Origin of the sequence: Mammaliicoccus sp. G-M28, from assembly GCF_022386595.1 — a bacterium.
Classification (GTDB): Bacteria; Bacillota; Bacilli; order Staphylococcales; family Staphylococcaceae; genus Mammaliicoccus; species Mammaliicoccus fleurettii.
The window spans coordinates 128,157-150,206 of the sequence record NZ_JAJNIF010000002.1; the positions used below are offsets into that span (position 1 = coordinate 128,157).

General features: G+C 30.0%; 16 protein-coding genes. 4 read left to right on the forward strand and 12 right to left on the reverse strand.

Annotation, left to right across the window (positions count from 1 at the left end):
* Positions 1-5: 5 nt before the first annotated feature.
* Complete coding sequence (gene clpB, locus LQ609_RS02475; RefSeq protein ID WP_078356675.1) at positions 6-2,603, reverse strand: ATP-dependent chaperone ClpB; 2,598 nt, start codon at positions 2,601-2,603, stop codon at positions 6-8.
* 172 nt (positions 2,604-2,775) lie between these two features.
* On the opposite strand from clpB, the gene LQ609_RS02480 reads away from it, so the two are divergent.
* On the forward strand, positions 2,776-3,468 hold the full coding sequence (locus tag LQ609_RS02480; protein WP_239734274.1) for a Crp/Fnr family transcriptional regulator: 693 nt from the start codon (positions 2,776-2,778) through the stop codon (positions 3,466-3,468).
* Between the two features lie 147 nt (positions 3,469-3,615).
* Here LQ609_RS02480 and LQ609_RS02485 read toward each other — a convergent pair whose 3' ends face one another.
* Entirely contained in the window at positions 3,616-3,924 is a 309-nt protein-coding gene (locus LQ609_RS02485; RefSeq protein WP_037588867.1) for a metal-sulfur cluster assembly factor, read from the reverse strand.
* A 119-nt stretch (positions 3,925-4,043) separates the two neighbouring features.
* Between LQ609_RS02485 and LQ609_RS02490 the strand changes: the two genes are divergently transcribed.
* From LQ609_RS02490 to LQ609_RS02500, 3 genes are read left to right on the forward strand one after another with little or no spacing between them, the layout of a single operon-like run.
* Positions 4,044-4,856, forward strand: a complete 813-nt coding sequence (locus tag LQ609_RS02490) for a Cof-type HAD-IIB family hydrolase (protein ID WP_078356673.1) — start codon at positions 4,044-4,046, stop codon at positions 4,854-4,856.
* A gap of 12 nt (positions 4,857-4,868) precedes the next feature.
* On the forward strand, positions 4,869-5,714 hold the full coding sequence (locus LQ609_RS02495) for a DegV family protein (protein WP_078356672.1): 846 nt from the start codon (positions 4,869-4,871) through the stop codon (positions 5,712-5,714).
* A 5-nt stretch (positions 5,715-5,719) separates the two neighbouring features.
* Positions 5,720-7,051, forward strand: a complete 1,332-nt coding sequence (locus LQ609_RS02500; protein ID WP_078356671.1) for a CoA-disulfide reductase — start codon at positions 5,720-5,722, stop codon at positions 7,049-7,051.
* Between the two features lie 427 nt (positions 7,052-7,478).
* Here the strand turns inward: LQ609_RS02500 and LQ609_RS02505 are convergent, their stop codons facing one another.
* From LQ609_RS02505 to LQ609_RS02550, 10 genes are all read right to left on the reverse strand, one after another.
* Positions 7,479-8,900, reverse strand: coding sequence for an alpha-amylase family protein (locus LQ609_RS02505; protein ID WP_239734275.1), 1,422 nt, complete (start codon positions 8,898-8,900; stop codon positions 7,479-7,481).
* Between the two features lie 155 nt (positions 8,901-9,055).
* Complete coding sequence (locus LQ609_RS02510; protein WP_078356669.1) at positions 9,056-9,400, reverse strand: YisL family protein; 345 nt, start codon at positions 9,398-9,400, stop codon at positions 9,056-9,058.
* A 231-nt stretch (positions 9,401-9,631) separates the two neighbouring features.
* On the reverse strand, positions 9,632-10,537 hold the full coding sequence (locus LQ609_RS02515; protein ID WP_078356668.1) for a fumarylacetoacetate hydrolase family protein: 906 nt from the start codon (positions 10,535-10,537) through the stop codon (positions 9,632-9,634).
* A 76-nt stretch (positions 10,538-10,613) separates the two neighbouring features.
* Positions 10,614-11,741: a DUF418 domain-containing protein gene (locus LQ609_RS02520; RefSeq protein ID WP_239734276.1), complete on the reverse strand. Its 1,128-nt coding sequence runs from the start codon at positions 11,739-11,741 to the stop codon at positions 10,614-10,616.
* Positions 11,741-15,382, reverse strand: a complete 3,642-nt coding sequence (gene addA, locus LQ609_RS02525) for a helicase-exonuclease AddAB subunit AddA (protein WP_239734341.1) — start codon at positions 15,380-15,382, stop codon at positions 11,741-11,743. Before addA ends, LQ609_RS02520 begins: the two co-directional genes overlap by 1 nt.
* A complete protein-coding gene (gene addB / locus LQ609_RS02530; protein ID WP_239734277.1) occupies positions 15,379-18,849 on the reverse strand; it encodes a helicase-exonuclease AddAB subunit AddB in 3,471 nt (1,156 codons plus the stop codon). The genes addA and addB overlap by 4 nt, the downstream gene beginning before the upstream one ends.
* A gap of 96 nt (positions 18,850-18,945) precedes the next feature.
* Complete coding sequence (lepB, locus tag LQ609_RS02535; RefSeq protein ID WP_078356664.1) at positions 18,946-19,512, reverse strand: signal peptidase I; 567 nt, start codon at positions 19,510-19,512, stop codon at positions 18,946-18,948.
* Between the two features lie 19 nt (positions 19,513-19,531).
* The gene (lepB, locus tag LQ609_RS02540; RefSeq protein WP_239734278.1) at positions 19,532-20,062 is read right to left on the reverse strand and encodes a signal peptidase I; all 531 of its coding nucleotides are present in this window, start codon (positions 20,060-20,062) and stop codon (positions 19,532-19,534) included.
* Positions 20,063-20,064: 2 nt separating this feature from the next.
* Entirely contained in the window at positions 20,065-20,673 is a 609-nt protein-coding gene (locus LQ609_RS02545; RefSeq protein WP_078356662.1) for a TVP38/TMEM64 family protein, read from the reverse strand.
* 428 nt (positions 20,674-21,101) lie between these two features.
* Positions 21,102-22,004 (reverse strand): nuclease-related domain-containing protein, encoded by a 903-nt coding sequence (locus tag LQ609_RS02550; RefSeq protein ID WP_239734279.1) that lies wholly within the window; start codon positions 22,002-22,004, stop codon positions 21,102-21,104.
* Positions 22,005-22,050: the final 46 nt, after the last annotated feature.

Genomic DNA, 22,050 nt, shown 5'->3' on the forward strand with positions numbered 1-22,050 from the left:
TTTTTTTATTCATTTATTTCAAATTTCACTTCGTCTTCAACGAGATGTACATCTATAATAGTGCCTTCTTTCATTTCTTGACCTATCATCATTCTCGCTAATGGTGTTTCAATTTGTCTTTGAACAAATCGTTTTAAAGGTCTTGCTCCAAATTGTGGCTCATATGCTTTTTGTGCGATCCATTCTTTAACTTCTTGATCTACATTAATTTTAATGTGTTGATCTTCTAATCTAATATTTAAATTAGTAATAATGTGGTCGACAATGTAGCTCATATCTTTAATTGATAATGGTTTAAATAGTACGATGTCATCCATTCTATTTAATATTTCCGGTTTGAAGTATGCATGTAAACTTTCATTTACTTGTTTTTTAGCTGCTTCATCGATTTCACCTTCATCTGTTACACCATCTAATAAATATTGGGAACCTATATTACTTGTCATAATAATGATTGTATTTTTAAAGTCAACACTTCGACCTTTTGCATCTGTTAATCTACCTTCATCCAATAATTGTAGCAATACGTTAAATACATCATTATGAGCTTTTTCTATCTCGTCTAGAAGAATTACTGAATAAGGTTGTCTTCTTACTGCTTCTGTTAATTGACCGCCTTCTTCATAACCTACATAGCCTGGAGGTGCACCAATTAATCTTGCAACTGAGTGTTTTTCCATATACTCACTCATATCTATTCTTATCATATGTTTCTCAGAGTCAAATAAAGTTGCGGCTAATGTCTTAGCTAGTTCAGTTTTACCAACCCCTGTTGGTCCTAAGAATAAGAAACTACCAATTGGTCTATTTGGATCTTTAATACCTGCTCTTGCTCTAACTACTGCGTCAGAGACCAAATCTACTGCTTCGTCTTGACCTACAACTCTCTCATGTAATATATCTGATAGTTTAAGCAATTTCTCTCTTTCAGTCTCAACTAATCTTGAAACAGGGATTCCTGTCCATTGACTTACAATATAACCAATTTCTTCATCTGTTACTACTTCTCTAATTAATCTATCATGATCAGAACCTGTTTCTTCTGCAAATTCATTTTCAAGTTCTTTTAATTCAGCTTCTATTTGAGGTATTCTACCATGTTTAAGTTCGGCAGCTTTACCTAAATCATATTGATTTTCTGCATTTTCTAACGCTTGTTTACTTTCGTCTAACTCTGCTCTTTTATCTTGAAGAGATTTGATTTGTTCTTTTTCTTGTTCAACTTTACTTTGTAATTGTTGTTGTTTTTCTTTTTCATCTGCCAATTCTTTTTGAAGTTCTGATAATCGAATTTGACTACTTTGATCAGATTCAGATTTAAGTGCATTTTCTTCAATTTCAAGTTGCATAACACGTCTGTTTACAGCATCTAATTCTGTAGGATTAGAGCCCATTTCTGTTCTAATAGTTGCACAAGCTTGGTCTACTAAGTCTATCGCTTTATCTGGCAAGAATCGATCAGTTATATATCGATCTGATAGTTCTGTTGCTGCAACTAATGCTCTATCTTGTATACGTACACCGTGGTGAACTTCATATCTTTCTTTTAAACCTCTTAAAATTGAAATCGTATCTTCTAAGTCTGGTTCTTTAACATTCACTTTTTGGAAACGTCTTTCTAATGCAGAATCCTTTTCAATGTATTGTCGATATTCATTTAACGTTGTTGCGCCGATACAATGCAATTCACCTCTAGCTAACATCGGTTTAAGCATGTTACCTGCATCCATTGCACCATCCGTTTTACCTGCACCAACTAGCATATGAATTTCATCAATGAAAAGTAAAATTCTACCTTCAGACTCTTTTACTTCTTTTAAGACAGCTTTTAATCTTTCTTCAAATTCACCTCTAAACTTAGCACCAGCTACTAATGCTGATAAATCTAATTCAAATATTGTCTTATCTAAAAGTGAATCTGGAACATCTCGTCTAACTATACGTTGTGCTAATCCCTCAACGATTGCTGTTTTACCTACACCAGGTTCACCAATTAATACTGGGTTATTTTTAGTTTTTCTGCTCAATATTCGAATAGTATTTCGAATTTCTTCATCTCTACCAATAACTGGATCCATATTCCCTTTTCTAACTTCTTCAACTAAATCTCTTCCATATTTAGATAATGCTTCATATTGTACTTCAGGATTTTGTGATGTCACTCTATTACCCCCTCTTATTTTATTAATAATTTCATTTATAACTTCTTTTTTATTACCAACTATATCTTTAGTTGTTTGATCGACTTCTATAGATGCTTTTAAAATATGCTCCATAGACATAAAGTCGTCTTGCATTTCTTCTTTAATTTGATTAGCTTTGTTAAATAATTCATTAAGTTTAGGAGAAATATATTGTCCGTATTGGATGTTATCGCCTTTAACTACTGAATATTGATTTAACTTTTGTTTATATTTACTTTCTAATTCGTCTGTATCAATTTGAGCTCTGTCTAATGTTCTTTTGAAAATACTTTCATCTTCATTTAATGCTGATAATAATACAGCTTCTATTTCAATATTTTGTAGTTCATATGATTGTGATAATTGTTGCGCTTTCTCGATAACACTTTGAACTGAATAAGTCATTTGATTAATATCCAAATGTATCACCTCTTTAAATTTTTCATCAGTCTAATAGTTTGACTATCTTTGACCTTAATTTGATTATATACCGTTTGACCTTCTTTGACAAATATAAAGCATCAAAATTACAAACCTTTTCACTTACATTTTATGGTAAAATATAAATAAAAATAAACGGGGAAGTGATCTTTTGCAAACTACATATACAGAAGCAGCTTCAGTTATTGAATACATTAAAACACATGGACAAAAGTTACATTTTCATACTCACCATTATATATACCATACTGAGGACTTATGTAACCATATTTACGTTATTTCTGAAGGAAAAGTTATTACACATCGTGTGATGGAAGATGGTAAAGAATTTAACACTAAACTACTTGGACGTCATAGCATCTTTGGATCCACCACTTTATTTTGCGGTAGAAAAAAACATACCCTATCAGCTAGAGTAAAAGAAGAAGCCATCGTATATAGCATACCCAAAATTCAATTTGAGGAAGCGATTTTAAATGATGAAGTACTTAAATACGAATGGTTATTGTGGGTACAAAACGAAAATGAAAAGAATGAATATTTAATAAGAGATGTTTATACATTAGGAAAAACTGGCGCATTCTATTCTATACTTATAAAGTTATCAAACACATACGGTATTCAAGTTGGAGATAGTATATTGATTAATGTCGATTTAACAAATCACGAATTAGCTAATTTTTGCAACGTCACAAGAGAAAGTGTAAATCGAATATTGAGCTATTTAAAAAAAGAAAATATCGTATCCGTCAATCATAAAAGAATTACAATACACGACCTTGAATACTTAAAAAAATCCATAAACTGTGAAAATTGTCCTTTATCAATTTGTAGGATTGAATAGAGCTATAACATATATTGAGCTGGATTTGAGCTAGATTTGATACGGATTTGCGCTGAATCGTACGATATCTCTGGAGTCTTCGTGCGTTGTTATTGAATTAAACCAAAAAAAAGCCAAGGATTTCTCCTAGGCTTTTTCTTTATTCTATTAGCTTACACCTAATGCAATTTTAGCGTATCGTGACATTTTGTCTTTGCCCCATGGTGGATTCCAGACAATATTTACTTCTGTTTCTTTAATTTCAGGTAATTCAGCTAATGCTGTTTTAACTTGATCTATAATTTGTGGCCCCATCGGACAACCCATTGAAGTTAATGTCATTTCTACTGTACATAATCCTTCGTCGTCTAAGTCTACATTATATACAAGACCTAAGTTAACTATGTCAATTCCTAGTTCTGGGTCAATTACATTTTCAAGTGCACCAATGATACTATCTTTCATTGCTTCTTCCATATTTTCACCTCATTCTAAAAGTTACTACATATAATATATCAAATTTAAAGCATTGGTTAAAGAAAATGATATGATATTATAGTATGTATCAAAAAGAAAATGACTAAGGAGTTATCGATATGGAAAAACATTTAATCTGTTTAGATTTAGATGGCACATTATTAAACGATGAAAAGCACATCTCACCTTATACAAAAAGAGTACTACAATATTTAAAAAAAGCTGGTCATGAAATCATTATTTCAACTGGTAGACCATATCGAGCAAGTGTAGATTATTATAGAGCAATGGATATGAATACACCTATTATTAATTTTAACGGCGCATATATTCATCATCCGACTGACAATAGATTTGAACCTAAACATGAACAATTTGATGCACGTATAGCTTCTAAAATTTTTCAAGATATTAGCCAACTTAATGTTAAAAATATTATAGCAGAAGTAAGAGATCAAGTTTATATTAATAACTATGACCAAACATTATTTGAAGGTTTCAGCATGGGTAATCCTGAAATTAAATATGGTAAATTAAATGAGTTACTTACGGAATCACCTACAAGTTTATTGATTCAAGCAGAAGATGATGAAATTCCTAACATAAAAAAACATTTAAACAAACATTATGCTGAATTTATTGAACATCGTCGTTGGGGAGCACCATTTCCAGTTATTGAAATTGTTAAAAAGGGTATTAATAAAGGTAAAGCTGTGAAATATGTTGCTGAATATTTGAATGTAGATTTTGATAATATTATTGCATTTGGCGATGAAGATAATGACAATGAAATGATTCAATTTGCTAATTATGGAATTGCTATGGGTAATGCTATACCTGAACTTAAAGAAATAGCAAACGAAGTTACAGACACTAATAATAATGATGGTATCGGAAAATACTTAAACAAACATTTTGGACTAAATATGTAAGGGGTTATTCAAATGAAAATGATAGTAGACAGTGGATCAGATTTAACATTATCTCAAATTGAAAAATACGGATTCTACTTTTTACCTTATGGAATAGTCATCGACAATGAAAGTAAAGTTGATCAATATGAAATATCAAACGATGAAGTATTAGCTGCTATTAAAAATAATAAACACCCTAAGACTAACCAAGCAACTATGGAACAAATGACTAAAGTATTCACTGAAATTGCTGAAAATAATGAACAAGCTATTTATTTAGCTTTTAGTAGTGCATTAAGTGGAACATATCAAACTGCTTGTCTAGTAAAAGAACAAGTTAAAGAGGATTATCCTAATCTTGATTTAACAATCTATGATACTTTAAGTGCTTCTATGGGATGTGGCAAGCTTATACTCGATGTACAAGATAAAATCGAACAGAATTATAGTTTCGAAGAATTAGATAAATATATTAAAAATAAACTAGATAAAATAAGACATTTATTCACAGTAAAAGACTTAAATTATTTAGCAAGTGGCGGTAGATTGTCTAAAGGTCAGGCATTTTTAGGTAATTTATTAAATATCAAACCGTTGCTACATGTAGAAGAAGGAAAACTCGTTCCAATCGAGAAATATCGTGGTTCAAAAAAACTATGGCATGCTATTATAGATAAAATGAAAAATGAAAATAGCGACTTTTCAAGTGAAACAATCTATATAACTCATGCTGATGATATCGAAGACGCTGAAAAACTAAAAGAATTAATGCACCAATCTTTATCACCAAAAGATGTTATTATTTCAGACATTGGTCCAGTTATTAGTTCTCATACAGGTAGTGGCACGGTAGCAATTTTTTATTATAAGGAGTGATAATATTGAATAAAATTATCGTTATTGGTGCAGTAGCTGGTGGTGCCACAGTTGCATCACAAATTAGACGACTTGATTCAGAAAGTGAAATTGTAGTATACGAGAAAGATAGAGATATGAGTTTCGCCAATTGCGGCCTACCCTATTATTTAGGAGATGTTGTAGAAGACAGAAATTTAATGCTATCTGCTACACCTCAAAAATTTCATGATAAAAAGAATATAACTGTAAAACCTTTTCATGAAGCTATTGCATTAAATGATAAAAATAAAACAATTACAGTAAAAAATCATCAAACTGGAGAAACTTTTGATGATCATTATGACACACTTATTTTAAGTCCTGGGTGTCGTGCAAGACACTTACCACTCCAATCTGATAGGTTATTTACTTTAAGAAACTTAGTTGATACTGATGAAATCGAAAGTTTTATCGTAAATGAAAATGTAAAATCTGCATTAATAGTTGGTGCCGGATATGTCAGTTTAGAAATTTTAGAAAATTTTTATGCTAGAGGTATAGAACCAACATTAATTCACAGAAGTGACCATATAAATAAAAGTATGGATAAAGATTTAAATAATGTCATTTTCGATGAGTTAGATAAAAGAAATATCAAATATAGATTAAATGAAGAAATTGCAGATATTTCAGACCGTAAAGTTACTTTTAAATCTGGTAACGTTGAAGAATATGACATAATCATCACAGGTGTTGGAATTGAGCCTAATAGTGACTGGTTAAAGTCATCATCACTACAATTAAATGAAAAAGGCTATATACCTGTCAATGAATATTTCGAAACAAATTTAGACAGTGTTTACGCTTTAGGTGATGTAATTGAAACATTTTATAGACATACAAAAAAACCTACAAGTATTACATTAGCTTGGGGAGCGCATAGAGCAGCAGCAATAATAGCTGAAAACCTTGCAGTGAAATCACCTAATGAAAAATCAGCTTTTCGTGGTCTACTTGGAACTAATATTGTACGAATATTTGATTACGCGTTAGGAAGCGTAGGCATATCAGAACAAGAATTGAAGGACTACAATTACGGTGTCGTTGAACAAATTCAAAAACAACATGCTGGGTATTATCCAAACGCAGAACCAATCACCTTACGTGTTTATTTCGATAAATCATCGCGTAAAATATTACGTGCATGTGCAGTAGGAAAAGACGGCGCAGATAAACGAATCGATATTTTATCAACTGCTATTATCGGTGAATTGACTATAGATGAAATGAGAGACATAGAAATTGCTTATGCCCCTCCTTTCTCAAGTCCAAAAGATATCGTCAATATGATTGGTTACAAAGCACAATCAAAATAAAAATAGATTAGAAAAGTCCAGGATATAAATATCTTAGAAAATTAAAAAGAGCAGAAATTTATTGTAAAAATTAAATTCTGCTCTTTTTTCTTATACAAATATTTCACACTTCTATAGGTTTATGTGAACATAGATAATCTTACTTACACTTCTACCAACTTGTGTGAATATAGATACTCTTACTTACACTTCTATAGACTTGTGTAAATATAGATACCCATACTCACACTTCTACCTACTTGTGTAAATATAGATACCCATACTCACACTTCTACCAACTTGTGTAAATATAGATACCCATACTCACACTTCTACCAACTTGTGTGAATATAGATACTCATACTCACACTTCTACCAACTTGTGTGAACATAGATACTCTATAACTAAAAGGCTGAGACAATTTAATTGTCTCAGCCTTTTCTATGTTTAAGATTTATTTCTTTGTCTTTTGCTTCTTCTTGAAACAAGGAATATAAATAATCCGAATAATAATACCACTAAAATAGCTGCAATAAAGTAACTATTATTTAATCCTCGTTCGTTAATCACTGCATATAATTCACTTTCTTCTCTATCAGTGATTAAATCATATTGATTATTCTTTTTCTTTATATTATCTCCCAAAATTAACCCTGAGAGCATTTTGTTTTTTTCAATTACTTTGTCTGTTAACGTTACTTTTTTTGAATTACTTGAGTCATTAACATTCAATATATAATCAATCGTGTTCGTATCATAATAAAATACATTAGTTCCTTTATTATGAGGTAGAACTTTCACTTCTCCTTCAAATAATTCTTGATATTGTTTGAATGTATCTGAAATTTTTTCTAAATAATCAATTACTTCTTTATCGGTTCTGAAATTCTGTAGTTGATTTATCGTTTCGATATTAGAACCATTAACTGCTATTTCAGTACCATAATTCATCATTATAGGACCTTTATATCCCCACATATAAGTCATTAATTGTTTGATACGTGTTCCTGGAAACATATTTTCATCAGCTGCATGCTTAGTAAATCTTTCTGTAAACCATGTATCAGCTAAAAGTACCTCTCCATCTTCTTTATATGATGGAATGTTTGTATTTACCGTTTTAAACGCATCTTGAAGAGCAGTACGTTTCTTGTCAGTAGATAAATGTTTAAAGTTCTTGGCATCAATGCCGTCTTTGTTAATGATGCCATAAGTATCTATACCTTCAGGTAAAAATGCTTGAGCATCTATGCCATCCTGTACAATATTCATTGATATTCCATCAACTTCATATTGATCTATAAATTTTTTAACTTTAGATTTATAAATACCTTGGTTTTCATTATTTTTTAAATCTATAAATTTGTCATTTTTAAAATATGACTTTTGCACGCTATTTAAATCACCGTTAACTGATTGCTTAAATGTATCAGTATAAGTAGTAGGCATATCAACTATAATTTTCATGTCCTTTTTATGCACTTCTTTAATGAGTGATTTAAAAGCCTTTTCCCCACCTAATACTTTATCAATTTCATCGTAATTATTGACTTTATAGCCTAAAAAGTCATTTTGTTCGTGTGAAAAGACTGGAGAAATATGTACTGTGTTGAAGCCCATATCATGAATATAATCTAATTTAGATTTAATCCCTTGGAAATCTCCCCCAAGTGGTAAATTTTCAGATTTGTCATTGTTTTTAATCATTTTATTATTATCATTATTACCATTCATAAAACGATCGACAACTAGACTATATATTCTAGGATATTTCACATCTTCAAATTCCTTATCTTTCGCAAAAGCATAACCATTAAAAAGTGGTGCCATCAAAATTACTGCTATTACTAACTTTGTCCATTTATTCATATATTCAACCCTCTTTATTACCCAATTATCTCTATTATACTAAAACGTTTACTTTACTGATAGAACTACATGAAATTGTCATAAATTATTTCACATAAAAAAACATTCATAACTTTATTGAATAAAGTTATGAATGGATTTGTTAACGTTAGTAATTAACCAAAATGTAATACGCCCATTGGTAAATAACTACCTAATAAAATTGTTAATACCATAACAACTATTGTTGCAATGAAAAATCCTTGGCTATTTTTATTCTTTTTCTTCTTAGCAATTGTCATTTCAATTAATCCAATAACTGCCAGTCCAAGAATAAATTTGATGCCATATAACATACCATTAATACCCATGGCTTGTATAAAAATAACAAAACCAGAAATTAATGTAAGCACCATGAATAACCTTAATACCATATGAACTGATTTGTTTGTAACTTTCATATAAACTACGAAAAATAGAATAATCGTTACTAACCAGCTAAAAATATGGAAATGTATCATATTCAGTTCCCCCTAAATAATAATATTTGTTTTCCAATAGCATTATAACATATGCATTATTAGAATAAGCCTTTTTTACATACCAAATAATCATGTTTGCTTATATTTCACAATTTATTCAAAATTTTATTAATATAACGACAAAAAGAAGATGAGTAAGAGACTGAAATCTAATTTATTCAAAAAGTTTCATTATCTCCAGCTCATCAACTTAATATTCTACTAATACTATTATTTTTCGCTAATGAAAGTAGTTAAAGTACCTATTCCATCGATTGTTACTTTTACTTCATCTCCAGGTTGTAAAAATTGAGCTGGGTTCATACCCGCTCCAACTCCAGCTGGTGTACCTGTAGCGATAACATCTCCTGGATGTAAAGCAACATATTTAGAAATTTCAGCAATTAGTTCATCAATTTTTAATATCATTTCGTTAGTGTTACCATCTTGACGAATTTCATTGTTAACTTTTGTCACAATATTAACGTCTTCTGGTAAAGGTAATTCATCTTTTGTTACGATATAAGGTCCCATTGGGCAACCACCAGTTAATGATTTTGATAAAAATGCTTGATCATGTTCTTTTTGAGCATTTCTATCTGTAATATCATTGATAATTGTATAACCATATACGTAATCTAATGCTAGACCGCGTGGTATTTTCTCTCCTGATTTACCAATTACAACACCTAGTTCACCTTCATAATCTAATTTGTCAGTTACGTCTTTGTGATTAGGAATTGTTGCATTATCTCCTGTTAATGAAGATGCTGCTTTAGTAAATACATATAGTCTATTAACTTTATTATTTAATTCTTCAGCATGTTTTTTGTAATTACGACCAAAAGCTATAACATTATTTGTAGGTGTTACAGGTGGTAAAAATTCGATATCTTCGAAGCTATATTTATAATCGTCTTTTTCAGCAGTTTCTTCTACTTTGACTACTGCTTTACGAACTGCCTCTTGAAAGTCAACGTTAATATTAAATTGTAAGCCTTCTAGTAATGTTTTAGGATTGAATGCCTCTTCTCCAAAGTCTGCGAAAACTTTACGTAAGTCCCAAACTGCTTCTTCGCGTTTTACTTTCACACCATAAGAAGTAATATCTTTGTATTTAAAAGTTAAAAATTTCATCCACTCTGTCAGCTCCTTCTTGTTCTTATCCTTAATTATAACGAATTTTTTGATAAATCGCATTATTTTCAAACTATTATTTTAAATATGTCACTTTTCTCCACAATTTCTCTATTGGACCTTGTTTGAATTTCTTTAAATATAAATAACTCAATAACAATTGAACTAAATATATAACAATAGCAATTGTGTATATTGTGAGTACTGGTAATTTACCATAATAGTTCAGCCCAATACCATAGAAGATAAAGATACAAATTATACTTTGTGTTAAATAAGTCGTTAAACTTAATTTACCAATATATTGTAGCGGATTTAACACTTTTCTGGCTGTTCCATCTTCACATAGTAGTACAAAAAAGATAATATAACTTAGCGCAACAATTGGCCCACCAAGCAATTGACTAATTAATTGAGATGTCATTGATCCTTCTAAGACGATTTGAATCATTTTAATTGCTAATCCTAAAATAAAAATAACGAGTCCAATTACTGTGTATAAATTTTTATGATTACGAATTTTATTCAACCAATTTATTTGATGTGCATATATTCCGAATAACATAATTGGTAATATACTAAAAGGACCAACTAAAATAGTATTTGCTACATTCATGCCAAAGTACTTCAAGTTAACACCTATAATTGATAAATAGTCTGCACTTGCTAATATATTATTGACTCTTTCTAATTCTTGTAACCCTACAAAATTTTCAACTTGAGTAGCATCTTGTAATAAAACCATAGGTAAAATATACAAAAGAATTAAAATACCAAAACCAATAGTTAGCGCAACTAACGAATGTTGTGGCTTTAGTCTCACGAAAATAATCGCAATAAATCCTAACAATGCATATGTAGCTAAAATATCACCGTAAAATATAAATATGCCATGGATCATTCCAATTAGTAATAAAAATGACAATCTTCTTATTATCATTGGATAATAATTCAGTTCTTTTTCTATACTATTTTGATACATTATGGATAAGCCATACCCAAATAAAAATGCAAATATTGGATAAAATGATGCAATAATAAAAAGTGAGCTTATTTTAAATAATGCACCATCTTGTTGTTGAAAAAATTCAAATGGATTGATGATTTGATATGGAAAAGCAAATGTTAAGATGTTCATAAGTAATATGCCTAATAAACTAAATCCTCTTAATGCATCAATACTAAATATTCTTTGTTTTGCCATTAATTATTCTCCTTGATGTGTTTCGTGCCATATTGAAAGAAATATAAATACCCTTCAACTGGTTGTTGTAAAATTGTTTCCAAAGTATTTTTATAATATTGCATTTGTACTTCGTATTTTTGCTTCATTGTTTCTGCCACTTCTTCTTCAGTCTTACCTCTTCGTACAATAAATGTATCTGTTTTATAATCGATGAAAGAAACTTTATCTCCTTCAACAAATATACAGTCAATCATCCCTTGAATGATAGGTTTATTGTCATCCTCAGAAACATTAAAAGTTAATCCTTGATCAATATCATCTTGACCAACTACGAAAGGCACTTCTCTAAACACTTTATCAGCATTTACTAATCGAGTATATAAGTCTGATTGAATAAATCCTTGAATAAGTGATAAGTCGATATCATCTAACGTGTCATCTGGTAAAATGTCCTTCTCTATGAGTTCATTCACAAGATCTTTTAGTTGGTCAATATTTAAGCCACCGCTTTTCAAAGGGAGATGTTGCATCACTGCATGCATTAAAGTACCTATTTCAGCACTTTGTCTCTTTTGATTAGATAAGAACTTAGGTTTGTCATATGATTTTGTACCTAGCTGATATTGTCTTACGATTTGATAATCTGTTCCCGCTTCTTCAGTTTCTCGCTGTCTCTTAATTTCTGATACTGACTGTTTTGCTGCTATATTTAATAGGCTCTCATTAGGATATGAGTACACCATTTGATTGTATATCTCATCTTTTTTATCTGATGGTTTATAATTTAATAGTGTTTCAATAGTAGGTTTGTCATTTAATACATCATCTTCTTCATTGCTTTCTTCTTCTCTAATGATATTGATATTGAATGATTCATTATGAGTTGAATTAAATGTAATTGCATTTGATAAGCCATGAGATTTTGACTTAGACAAAATAGTAGAAATGAGATCAAATGCTGATTTAGCTTTCACTCTATATTCAGGATCAATCATTTCAAATTTATCTGCATTTACTAATCCTAAATTTTCGACTGCTTTTTCATTTTTAACTCGACCAACTAGATATAAACCTTCTTTAGCTCTTGTTAGTGCGACGTAAATTAAACGCATTTCCTCAGATATCATTTCAGTTTCATTTATATTTTTAAAGATAATAGACGCTAACGTTGGGTATGTTAATGCCTTATCAATATTAAAATAAGATAAAGCCATACCATAGCGATTGTTTAATATAACATGATTTCTTAAATCTGCACGATTAAATTCTCTTGTAATACCAGAATATATAACAAATGGAAACTCTAATCCTTTACTACTATGAATTGTCATCATACGTACGACATCATCATTCGGACCAATAACACTTTCTTGACCAAAATCTTGGCCACGTTCTATTAACTCATCTATAAACCTTATAAATTGAAAAATCCCTCGTAAACTAGACGCTTCAAACTGAATTGCTTTATTTAATAATCCGTATAAATTTTGTCTTCTTTGTACGCCACCAGTAAGTCCACTGAAATAAGAAATTAAATAGTAATCGTTGTATAATTTATCTAGCAATTGCCAAACAGGAACAGCCTTACTATAAGACTGGTAACTTTTCAGTTGTTTTAAGAAATTATTAAGCTTTTCAACTAGTTGTGTATCTGCTTCAGAATCAGCTATATATTTATATATTGAATCGAAATAATAAATTTCTTGTGGTGCTTTATTTCTAATTTCTGCTAACTCATCTTCTTTAAATTGAAAAGCAATTGAACGCATTAAACCTACTAAATATTTATCTTGTAAAGGATTATCGATAACTCGTAAAAATGAAAGCATTAAGCGAATTTCATTTTGTTCGAAATAACCTTTCTTCGATTCGACATAAAAAGGTATATTGGCATCTTTAAATTGTTGCTGTAAATGCATTGCGTTACTATAACTTCTTTCCAAAATGACAATATCTTTAAAAGTGGCCGGACGATAGCTTTGTGTTTTTCTATCATATACTTGTTTATTATCAAGAATATGTTGAACTTTATCTACGATACATTTCGCTTCTATAAGATTATTGTCTTCCTCTTCAAATGAATCTTGAACTAAAACATCCATTTCTAATGGTGTGTTTTGCTCATCATAATCAGCGCCATAATACAATTTGGCTTCATCATTATATTCAATTTCACCAACAGTTTCATCCATCATGTGTGTGAATATATAATTCGTATTATCTAATACTTCTCTTCTAGATCTAAAGTTTTTAGATAAATCGATGACTTCTCCTGATTCATGCTTTGCCTGATTAAAGCGTTTATATTTTTCTATAAATAATTCTGGTTCTGCTTGTCTAAATTTATAAATGGATTGTTTTACATCTCCAACCATAAATAAATTACCATTATATTCTTCACCACGTTTAATGCAGCTTATAATTGCTTCTTGTACTCTGTTAGTATCTTGATATTCATCTACTAATATTTCATCGAATAACTCTCTATATTGGAGTGCAATCTCTGATGGTTTACCTTCATCATCAGTTAAAATTTCTAAAGCTAAATGTTCATAATCAGAAAAATCGATAATACGTTTATTCTGTTTTAAACTTTTGAAATACTTAATGATGTCTTTTGTAATGTCAGCAATTACCCTTACTCTTGGATGCATCTCATGCATATCTTGAACTAACTCTTCTCTATCACGACTTAAATAACCTTCTGATAACGCTTTTAAATGGTCAATATAATCTTTATGATAATTCTTTCCAAGTTCTAATAACTGCTCGTCACCTTCATTTTGACTTTTAATTTTGGCAGTATTAGTTGGCAATTTTTTTAAAGCGACATCTAGATGGAGATTATCAAGTGATTTAGTTCCATTTATAACTTGTTCAATCCAAATTCTTTCACCTTCAAGATAAGTCATATGCTTGTCGACGTCATTCAAATGTTGATAACAATCCAATGATTGATATAAAGCATGCATAGCACTATCTAATTTACGATTGATTAATTGATTCAACATATTGAAATATGGATGTTTTATATCTATCTCTTTATATGGTTTATCTAAATGATCTAACCAGGCAATTGGATTGGCATGTGCAATACTAAATCGATATAACCGTTTCAGAGTATCTCTTAATGGCTCATCAGATCGGTCGTTTGACAAATGTTCAACTATATCTAAAAACGGTTGTTCATTTTTTTCATAATACATTTCTAATACATCATCAATTGCTTGTTCTAAAAGTACGATACCTTCTACTTCATTTGCTGTTCTAAAGTTTGGATCTATATCTATTTCATCATAATGTGATTTAATTAATGATAAACAAAAACTGTGAAGTGTAGATATATGTGCTTGATGAATTTTTATTCTTTGGGATTTTAAATGTTCATCTTCAGGATGTTTTAAACTTTCTTGTTGAATAGCAGCATTCACTCTTGCTTTCATTTCTCTAGCACTCGCATTCGTAAATGTTACAACAAGTAATTTATTCACATCTTGTTTATTACGCATGATTTTTTGAATAATACGCTCAACTAATACAGCAGTTTTACCGCTTCCTGCAGCTGCAGCAACTAGAATATCTCTTCCTTCAGTATAAATAGCTTTCCACTGATCGTCTGTCCATTGTGCATCAAATAGCTTAACAGGTAATGACATTATTCTTCTTCCTCCTCTCTTAACATATTAATCAATTCATCTTTACTTAAAGTATGGTCTATTTCTCTATATTGGTCAGTATCTGTAATAGGATCAATATGACATACTGACTTATATTCACAAAATTGACAAGGTAGTTTCTTTTGATATCTCATAGGTGTAACTTCTGTATGACCATCCATAATTTGTGTAGCCGTTTCAACAAAATTATTTCTATTTTTGTTAATTAATTTATAGAATAAATCTTCGTCCAATGCTTTACTATAGCTGTATAAATCTCCATTTTTCTTTCTTGCAACTGGTATCATATCCGATTTAAGTTGTTCATTTAATTTATCATCTAGTGCATCTACTACTTCAGGATTTTTGTTAACATAACCATCCATTTTAAACTTTTCAATTGTATGTTGATATATATCATCAGTTTCAGGAATTTCTCCCCAGCTTTTTGCTTTTATTTCTGGCTCATGTACATGGAAGTATAATAGTGCCCCTGGCGACACTTCATCTTGTAGATTTAAAATTGTCTTGTTTTGTAATACAACATCTAGATAAGTAAACATTTGCATTTGCATTCCGTACATAACTTTTGTTAAATCTAGATTGGTTTCAGACGATTTATAGTCAATTATTGAAACATAGTCTTTATCTTTTCCTTTATAAACGTCTAATCTATCTATTTGCCCTCTTATATTAATCGGTATTTGACGTTTAGTCGCAAGCGGCGTTGTTTTCAATTGATGCTTAGATGTAGCACCAAAATTCAATTCAAATTGATAGGCTTTAAATTTTGAATGACCTGTTTGATATTTCATTGCTTCTAATGTTGATTTAAGTATATTTTGTATTCTTAATTTTAAATATCTGTAGTGTGCTGTTCGGTGTAATACATCAAACTGAATTTTAGGCAAACTTTCATCAATGGCTTCATTAATTAATTTTGTCATCGTTTGAGCTGACAATTTACTAAAATCTCCGTTAACCTCATCAGATATATATTTTAAAGTTTGATGGAATATATTACCAATATCTACACTCTGAATTTGATATTTAGATCGTTCGTTCAACCTTAATCCATGTGATACATAATGTTTAAATGGGCATTGATTGTATGTTTCAAATCTTGAAACACTTGCGTTTATTTTTTTACCATATAATTGTTCTGATACTTCTGTATTAAGCTGAACTGTGTCGTTTTTATAAGTTAAAGCTGATGTTAAAAATTGAATTGTATTGTCTAAATAATGTATATCTTGAGCTGCATAGTAAGCATCTAACCAAATATCATTAACGATTTCATCATTTAACCAATCGTTTAAGTGTTCAAATATATGCATTTGACTTTGATGTTCATGTTCTAATAGTTGGATAGGATTATTCTCAATACTTGATTTAAGTGATTTAACTTCTAAATTTGTAAATAATGATTGAATTGTATTGATAAATGGACTTTTTTCTCTTACTTCTCCACTGTCAGACATAAGGCTATACGTAAATACGACCTCTCTTTTAGCACGTGTCATCGCAATATAACATACAAACGCTTCATCCATTTGTAAAATATCACTAGTCGGACTGAGTTCCAATCCACTTGTTTCTGCCAATTCCTTTTTCTCATCATCTGTAAGTAAAAGCATTTGATTGGATACACTTGGTAAAACACCATCGTTCATACCTAATAAAAATACTGTTTCTTTATTATCTACTTTAGCTAAATCCATATTACCAACTGTTACTTCGTCTAATGTTTGAGGTATCATTGAAAATTCTAATTCATCTAAACCACGATCAAGAATTTCAATATACTCATTAAGTGATAAAGTTACATCTCCTAATACTTCTACAATGTCATCAAATATTCGAATTGTACCTTCCCACACTTGGTCTATTTGTTCAGCTTCTTCAAATTGACTCTTTATTTCTAACTCATCTCTCATCGTCATTAGATGAGTCGGTAATTCAAATTTCTCTATCACTTCATATAATCTAACCGTAAAGTCTTCAACTGTTTTACTTTCAGATAAAGCATTGTTCAACTTTTCAATTCGACTAACTATATAATCTTTTAAGTTGATTACACTTTTAATTGTATTAATATCTTCTTCAACAAAAGTATCTTCTTCTTTTCTCAAAGATTTTTTTCCTAATTTTTCAAATGATTCAATAGTGAAAAATTCTGGATTAGTCCATCTTTTACCTGATATACCTCTTTCAAAAGCATAATTCTCAAGAATATCAATTAAATAAGAATCGTTTGGTATATGACTCGTTAATATACCTGTTTTCAGCATTCTCATGACAGGTTCAAATCTCCAACCTGATTGAATCACTTCTAACATTGACCTTAAACATTCTATAAAAGGATGATATGCCATTTTCTTTTTAGCATCATGATTAAAAGCAATATTAAAATGAGGTAAAACTGTTTCAATTAGCTGTTCATAGTTCGGATCACGATAAAGTATGGCAATATCTTTAAATGATAAATTGTCTTCACGAGATCGTCTCAAGATTTCTCTAGCTACATATTGAACTTCTTCTCTCATGTTTGATGCTTCAATAACCTTTAAATTTTTACTATCAATTTTGTTTGGTAATAACGCATCAAACTGACTTTCTAAATGTTTTAAGTCTTGGTTATTGTTAAATCTTGTAGCATTACTAAAATGCTTTTTATTTATTGTAGTATGTAATGATTGCGCAACTTCTTCTATATGACTTAATGTTTCAGAAGTCTTTCTAAATAAACTAAACGGATCTTTATCCCCGTCGGTCGTTAATCCTATCGTTACAGACCTACTGTATTTTACAAGTGTTTCAATAACACGATATTCTAAAGTTGAAAAGTTATGGAATCCATCAATATAAATATCAGCTTGTTTGATATAATCAGAATTTGGAATTTTCTCTATTAATTTGTACAATACATCTTCAGCTTGCACATAGCGACCATCGAGTTGCCCTTCTAATGCTTTATAAATCGTTTCAATATCACTTAATTTATCTTTCATTCTTTTTGGTATATTATCATTATTTTCAATATATACTGAGATATCTTCTGGTTGTACATTATATTTTTTGAAATCTTTAATTTCATTCATCATTTTATGACTAAATCCATAATGTTGAATTGTAGATTGATATAAATTTAATTGTTGTTTGTGTGTATGTAATAAATGATAAGTAAGCATTTCTAATGCCTCATCAGATATTTGCTGTTCTATTAAACCTCCCTCATCACTCAAGACTCTCCAGCTTAGTCTTTCGAAGCCAAATACTGAGGTTCTTATACTTCCTTTTAATTTTGGATTTCGAACAAATGCTTGTTCATATTGGAACGTATTTTGAGTAGGTGTTAAAAAGATAATTGGGTCACCTAATGGGTTCTCTATCATAGCTTCTGTCATTTGTTCAATCATTTGTTTAGTTTTTCCGGTGCCACTTCGACCAGTCCATACATTTAGTTGCATTAATTCGACCTCCTTGGCAATTTCTCATGTATATATTTTAACATAAAAAGAACACCTCACTTAATTTTAAGTGAGGTGTTCAACCTATTTATATTACTAATTTGTAGATGGGTCAAAATCATAATGGAATTGATTGATTGGCCAGAATCTAAGTGCTACTTCACCGACAATGACATCTTCATTAATTAGTCCAAATGAACGGCCATCTTTACTTACTTCACGATTATCTCCAAGTACTAGATACTCACCTTTTGGAATTTTATTAACGCCGTTTGAATTAACGAGGTCTTTAACTTCAAAATTCTCAGTTAGTAAATCACGAGATTTATTTGCTTTATTTGCTTTTAAGTATTCTTCTGGTACTTTTTTATCATTTACATATAATTGATCATTATCATACTTTACTGTATCACCTGGTTTACCGATAACACGCTTTACGTAATCATCATTTTCATTTGCATGAAATACAATGACATCTCCGTTATCAATATTTCCAACTTTGTATCCAATTTTATTTACAATTACTTTTTCACCATTTTTTAAAGTTGGATGCATCGAATCACCAGAAACTGTATAAGTTACAAATAAGAATTTCTGTATTAATAATACACATACAACTGCGACTGCAATTGCTACGACCCATTCAAATATCTCTTTTTTCAAAAATGCCACCTCATTATTATTATTTATCGAAATTTACATCTATTTTATCAAATGGATAATATCTTAAATTAACTTCTCCAACAATATCTTTCTCGTGAACAAACCCAATTTCTCTTGAGTCCCTACTATTACCGCGATTATCTCCTAATACTAAGTATTCATTGTTAGGAATAACGTCACTTTTAGAACCTTGAATTGTTCTAGTACTGAAATCATCCGTTTTTATATTATCATTTAAATAACGCTCGTTAACTTGTGTACCATTAATATACAATTTGTTGTTTTTCATTTCAACAGTGTCACCTGGTAAACCAATTACTCTTTTTATAAAGTCAGACTCTTTATTAGCATGAAAAACAATAACATCTCCATTATCTATCTGTCCAATATTTTTAACAAGTTTGTTAACAATTAATCTGTCTTCATTATGGAAAGTTGGCTCCATTGAATCACCATCAACAATATAACCTATAAATAAAAAAGTTCTCACTATAAATAATAATACTAACGCGATAATAATTGCAATTGCCCATTCGAATAATTTTTTCATCGCTAACTCCTGTTTTTCAATCGTTTGTCAAAATATTTTTCAAATCCTTTACCTACTAACCATAGCATAAATATAATCACGAATACTATTATACTCTTTTTAGGACTTTCAAAAAAGGAATTTATGTCTGCCCCGATGAAACTCAAAGTAAATATCATAATCGCTTTTGATAAAATCAATGCTATTAAATACACTTGCTTACTAATATTTGAAAAAGCACTCACCATATTTACTAATGCACCAGGTGTGAATGGGAAACATAGTAAAATAAACAATGGACCAAACCCGTGATCATCAATCCAGTGAATAAACTTTACAACTCTTGGTTGTTCAACAATTTTTTTCATAAATGGCTTTTTAGAAATTAATCTTAAAAATAAAAAGACAAGGTAACTTCCCGCAACAGTTCCAGCCCACGAAATTATAAATCCTAAAAATAAACCATATGCATTTACATTAGCTATAACGAACAAAATAATAGGTAAAAATGGAATAAATGCTTCAATAAATGGTAATAAAAACGCAATAAATATCCCGAAAGATCTAAACGTTTCAATTAATTCAGTAATATTTTCATAAGTGAACCAATTTATAATGTCTTGAAATAACATGTCATGCAACTTCCTTCTTAAATTTATATTAATTATATCTATAAAAGTGTAAATAGAAAAGTAAATTGACATCGTATAAAAGTCGTAGATAAGTTGTAATGAAAGTTTTAGTGGATTTATTGGATAAATTAATATTTGAAGTTTATAGAGTTGTCGTATGCCGCTATGATGATAATTAGGATTATTCCAGGTCGATAAATTTTTTTATCGGCCTGTATTTTGCGTTTTCGGGTCGATAAATTTTTTTATCGGCCTGTATTTCGTGTTTTCGGGTCGATAAATTTTTTTATCGGCCTGTATTTCGCGTTTTCGGGTCGATAAATTTTTTTATCGGCCTGTATTTCGTCTTTCCGGGTCGATAAATTTTTTTACCGGCCTGTATTTCGTCTTTCCGGGTCGATAAATTTTTTTATCGGCCTGTATTTCAATTATCTAGTAACATATTTAGTAGCTTTCCCTTGACCTACTCTTTCAAAATTACAATAAAGTATTCGTTTAATGGCGCTATTTGAAACACCTGTCCATTCTTCTGCTTCTTTGACTGAAAAAGGTGCATCTTTCAATAAATATAATTCTTTTAATGATTTTATAATAATATCACTTCTCATCAATACGGTACCACAATGGTTGCAGTTTAAATATTTTCGTTTATTATAAATCAACTCTGTTTGCAACATCTTCCGACATTTTGTACATCTTACCCCTCCATTTATCTCATCAAACTGTATTTTTTGAAAATGTTTATTGTTGGTTAAAAATGGCTGGTGTAGTGATTTCAACTTGTCATAAATCAATTTATTGTGATCATATTTGAAGTTATTTGATACCATTTCTTTTAATTTGTACAACTCGCTATTCACTAAAATATCCACTTTAGATCTTAAATCACCATGTAATGTAAATGTTGGATGTATAAATACAATATAACTTTTCACCCTTCTATTTATATTATATTTCTGAATAACTCTTTTTAATCCATCATGTGCTACTTCAAATTGATTAATCAGATCTTTTGCTACATAACCAGAACTTCTATATAGCTTTTGGTTGTCATAATAATAGTCTCCTGTGAAATTTTTAATTTCAAATTGAATGATTTCATCATCAGTTACCACTAAGAAATCAAATTGAATTTGGTTGTAATTTTTAATTTGTAAATCATATATCCACCATAGACCTTCTATTTCATTTAGAAGGCTAGCAAATTGCTTTTCTCCTTCGAAACCTTGTTTAATGACTTGGTATTGTTCATCTAATTCTTTTGGAAAATCTTCCACCCTTTCTTTAACCGCTTCAACATAATCAATGAATAAATTGTTAATCAACTTCAAAAATTTTTCACCTCATATTTTCAAAATTTCACTTACAAATCAAAAA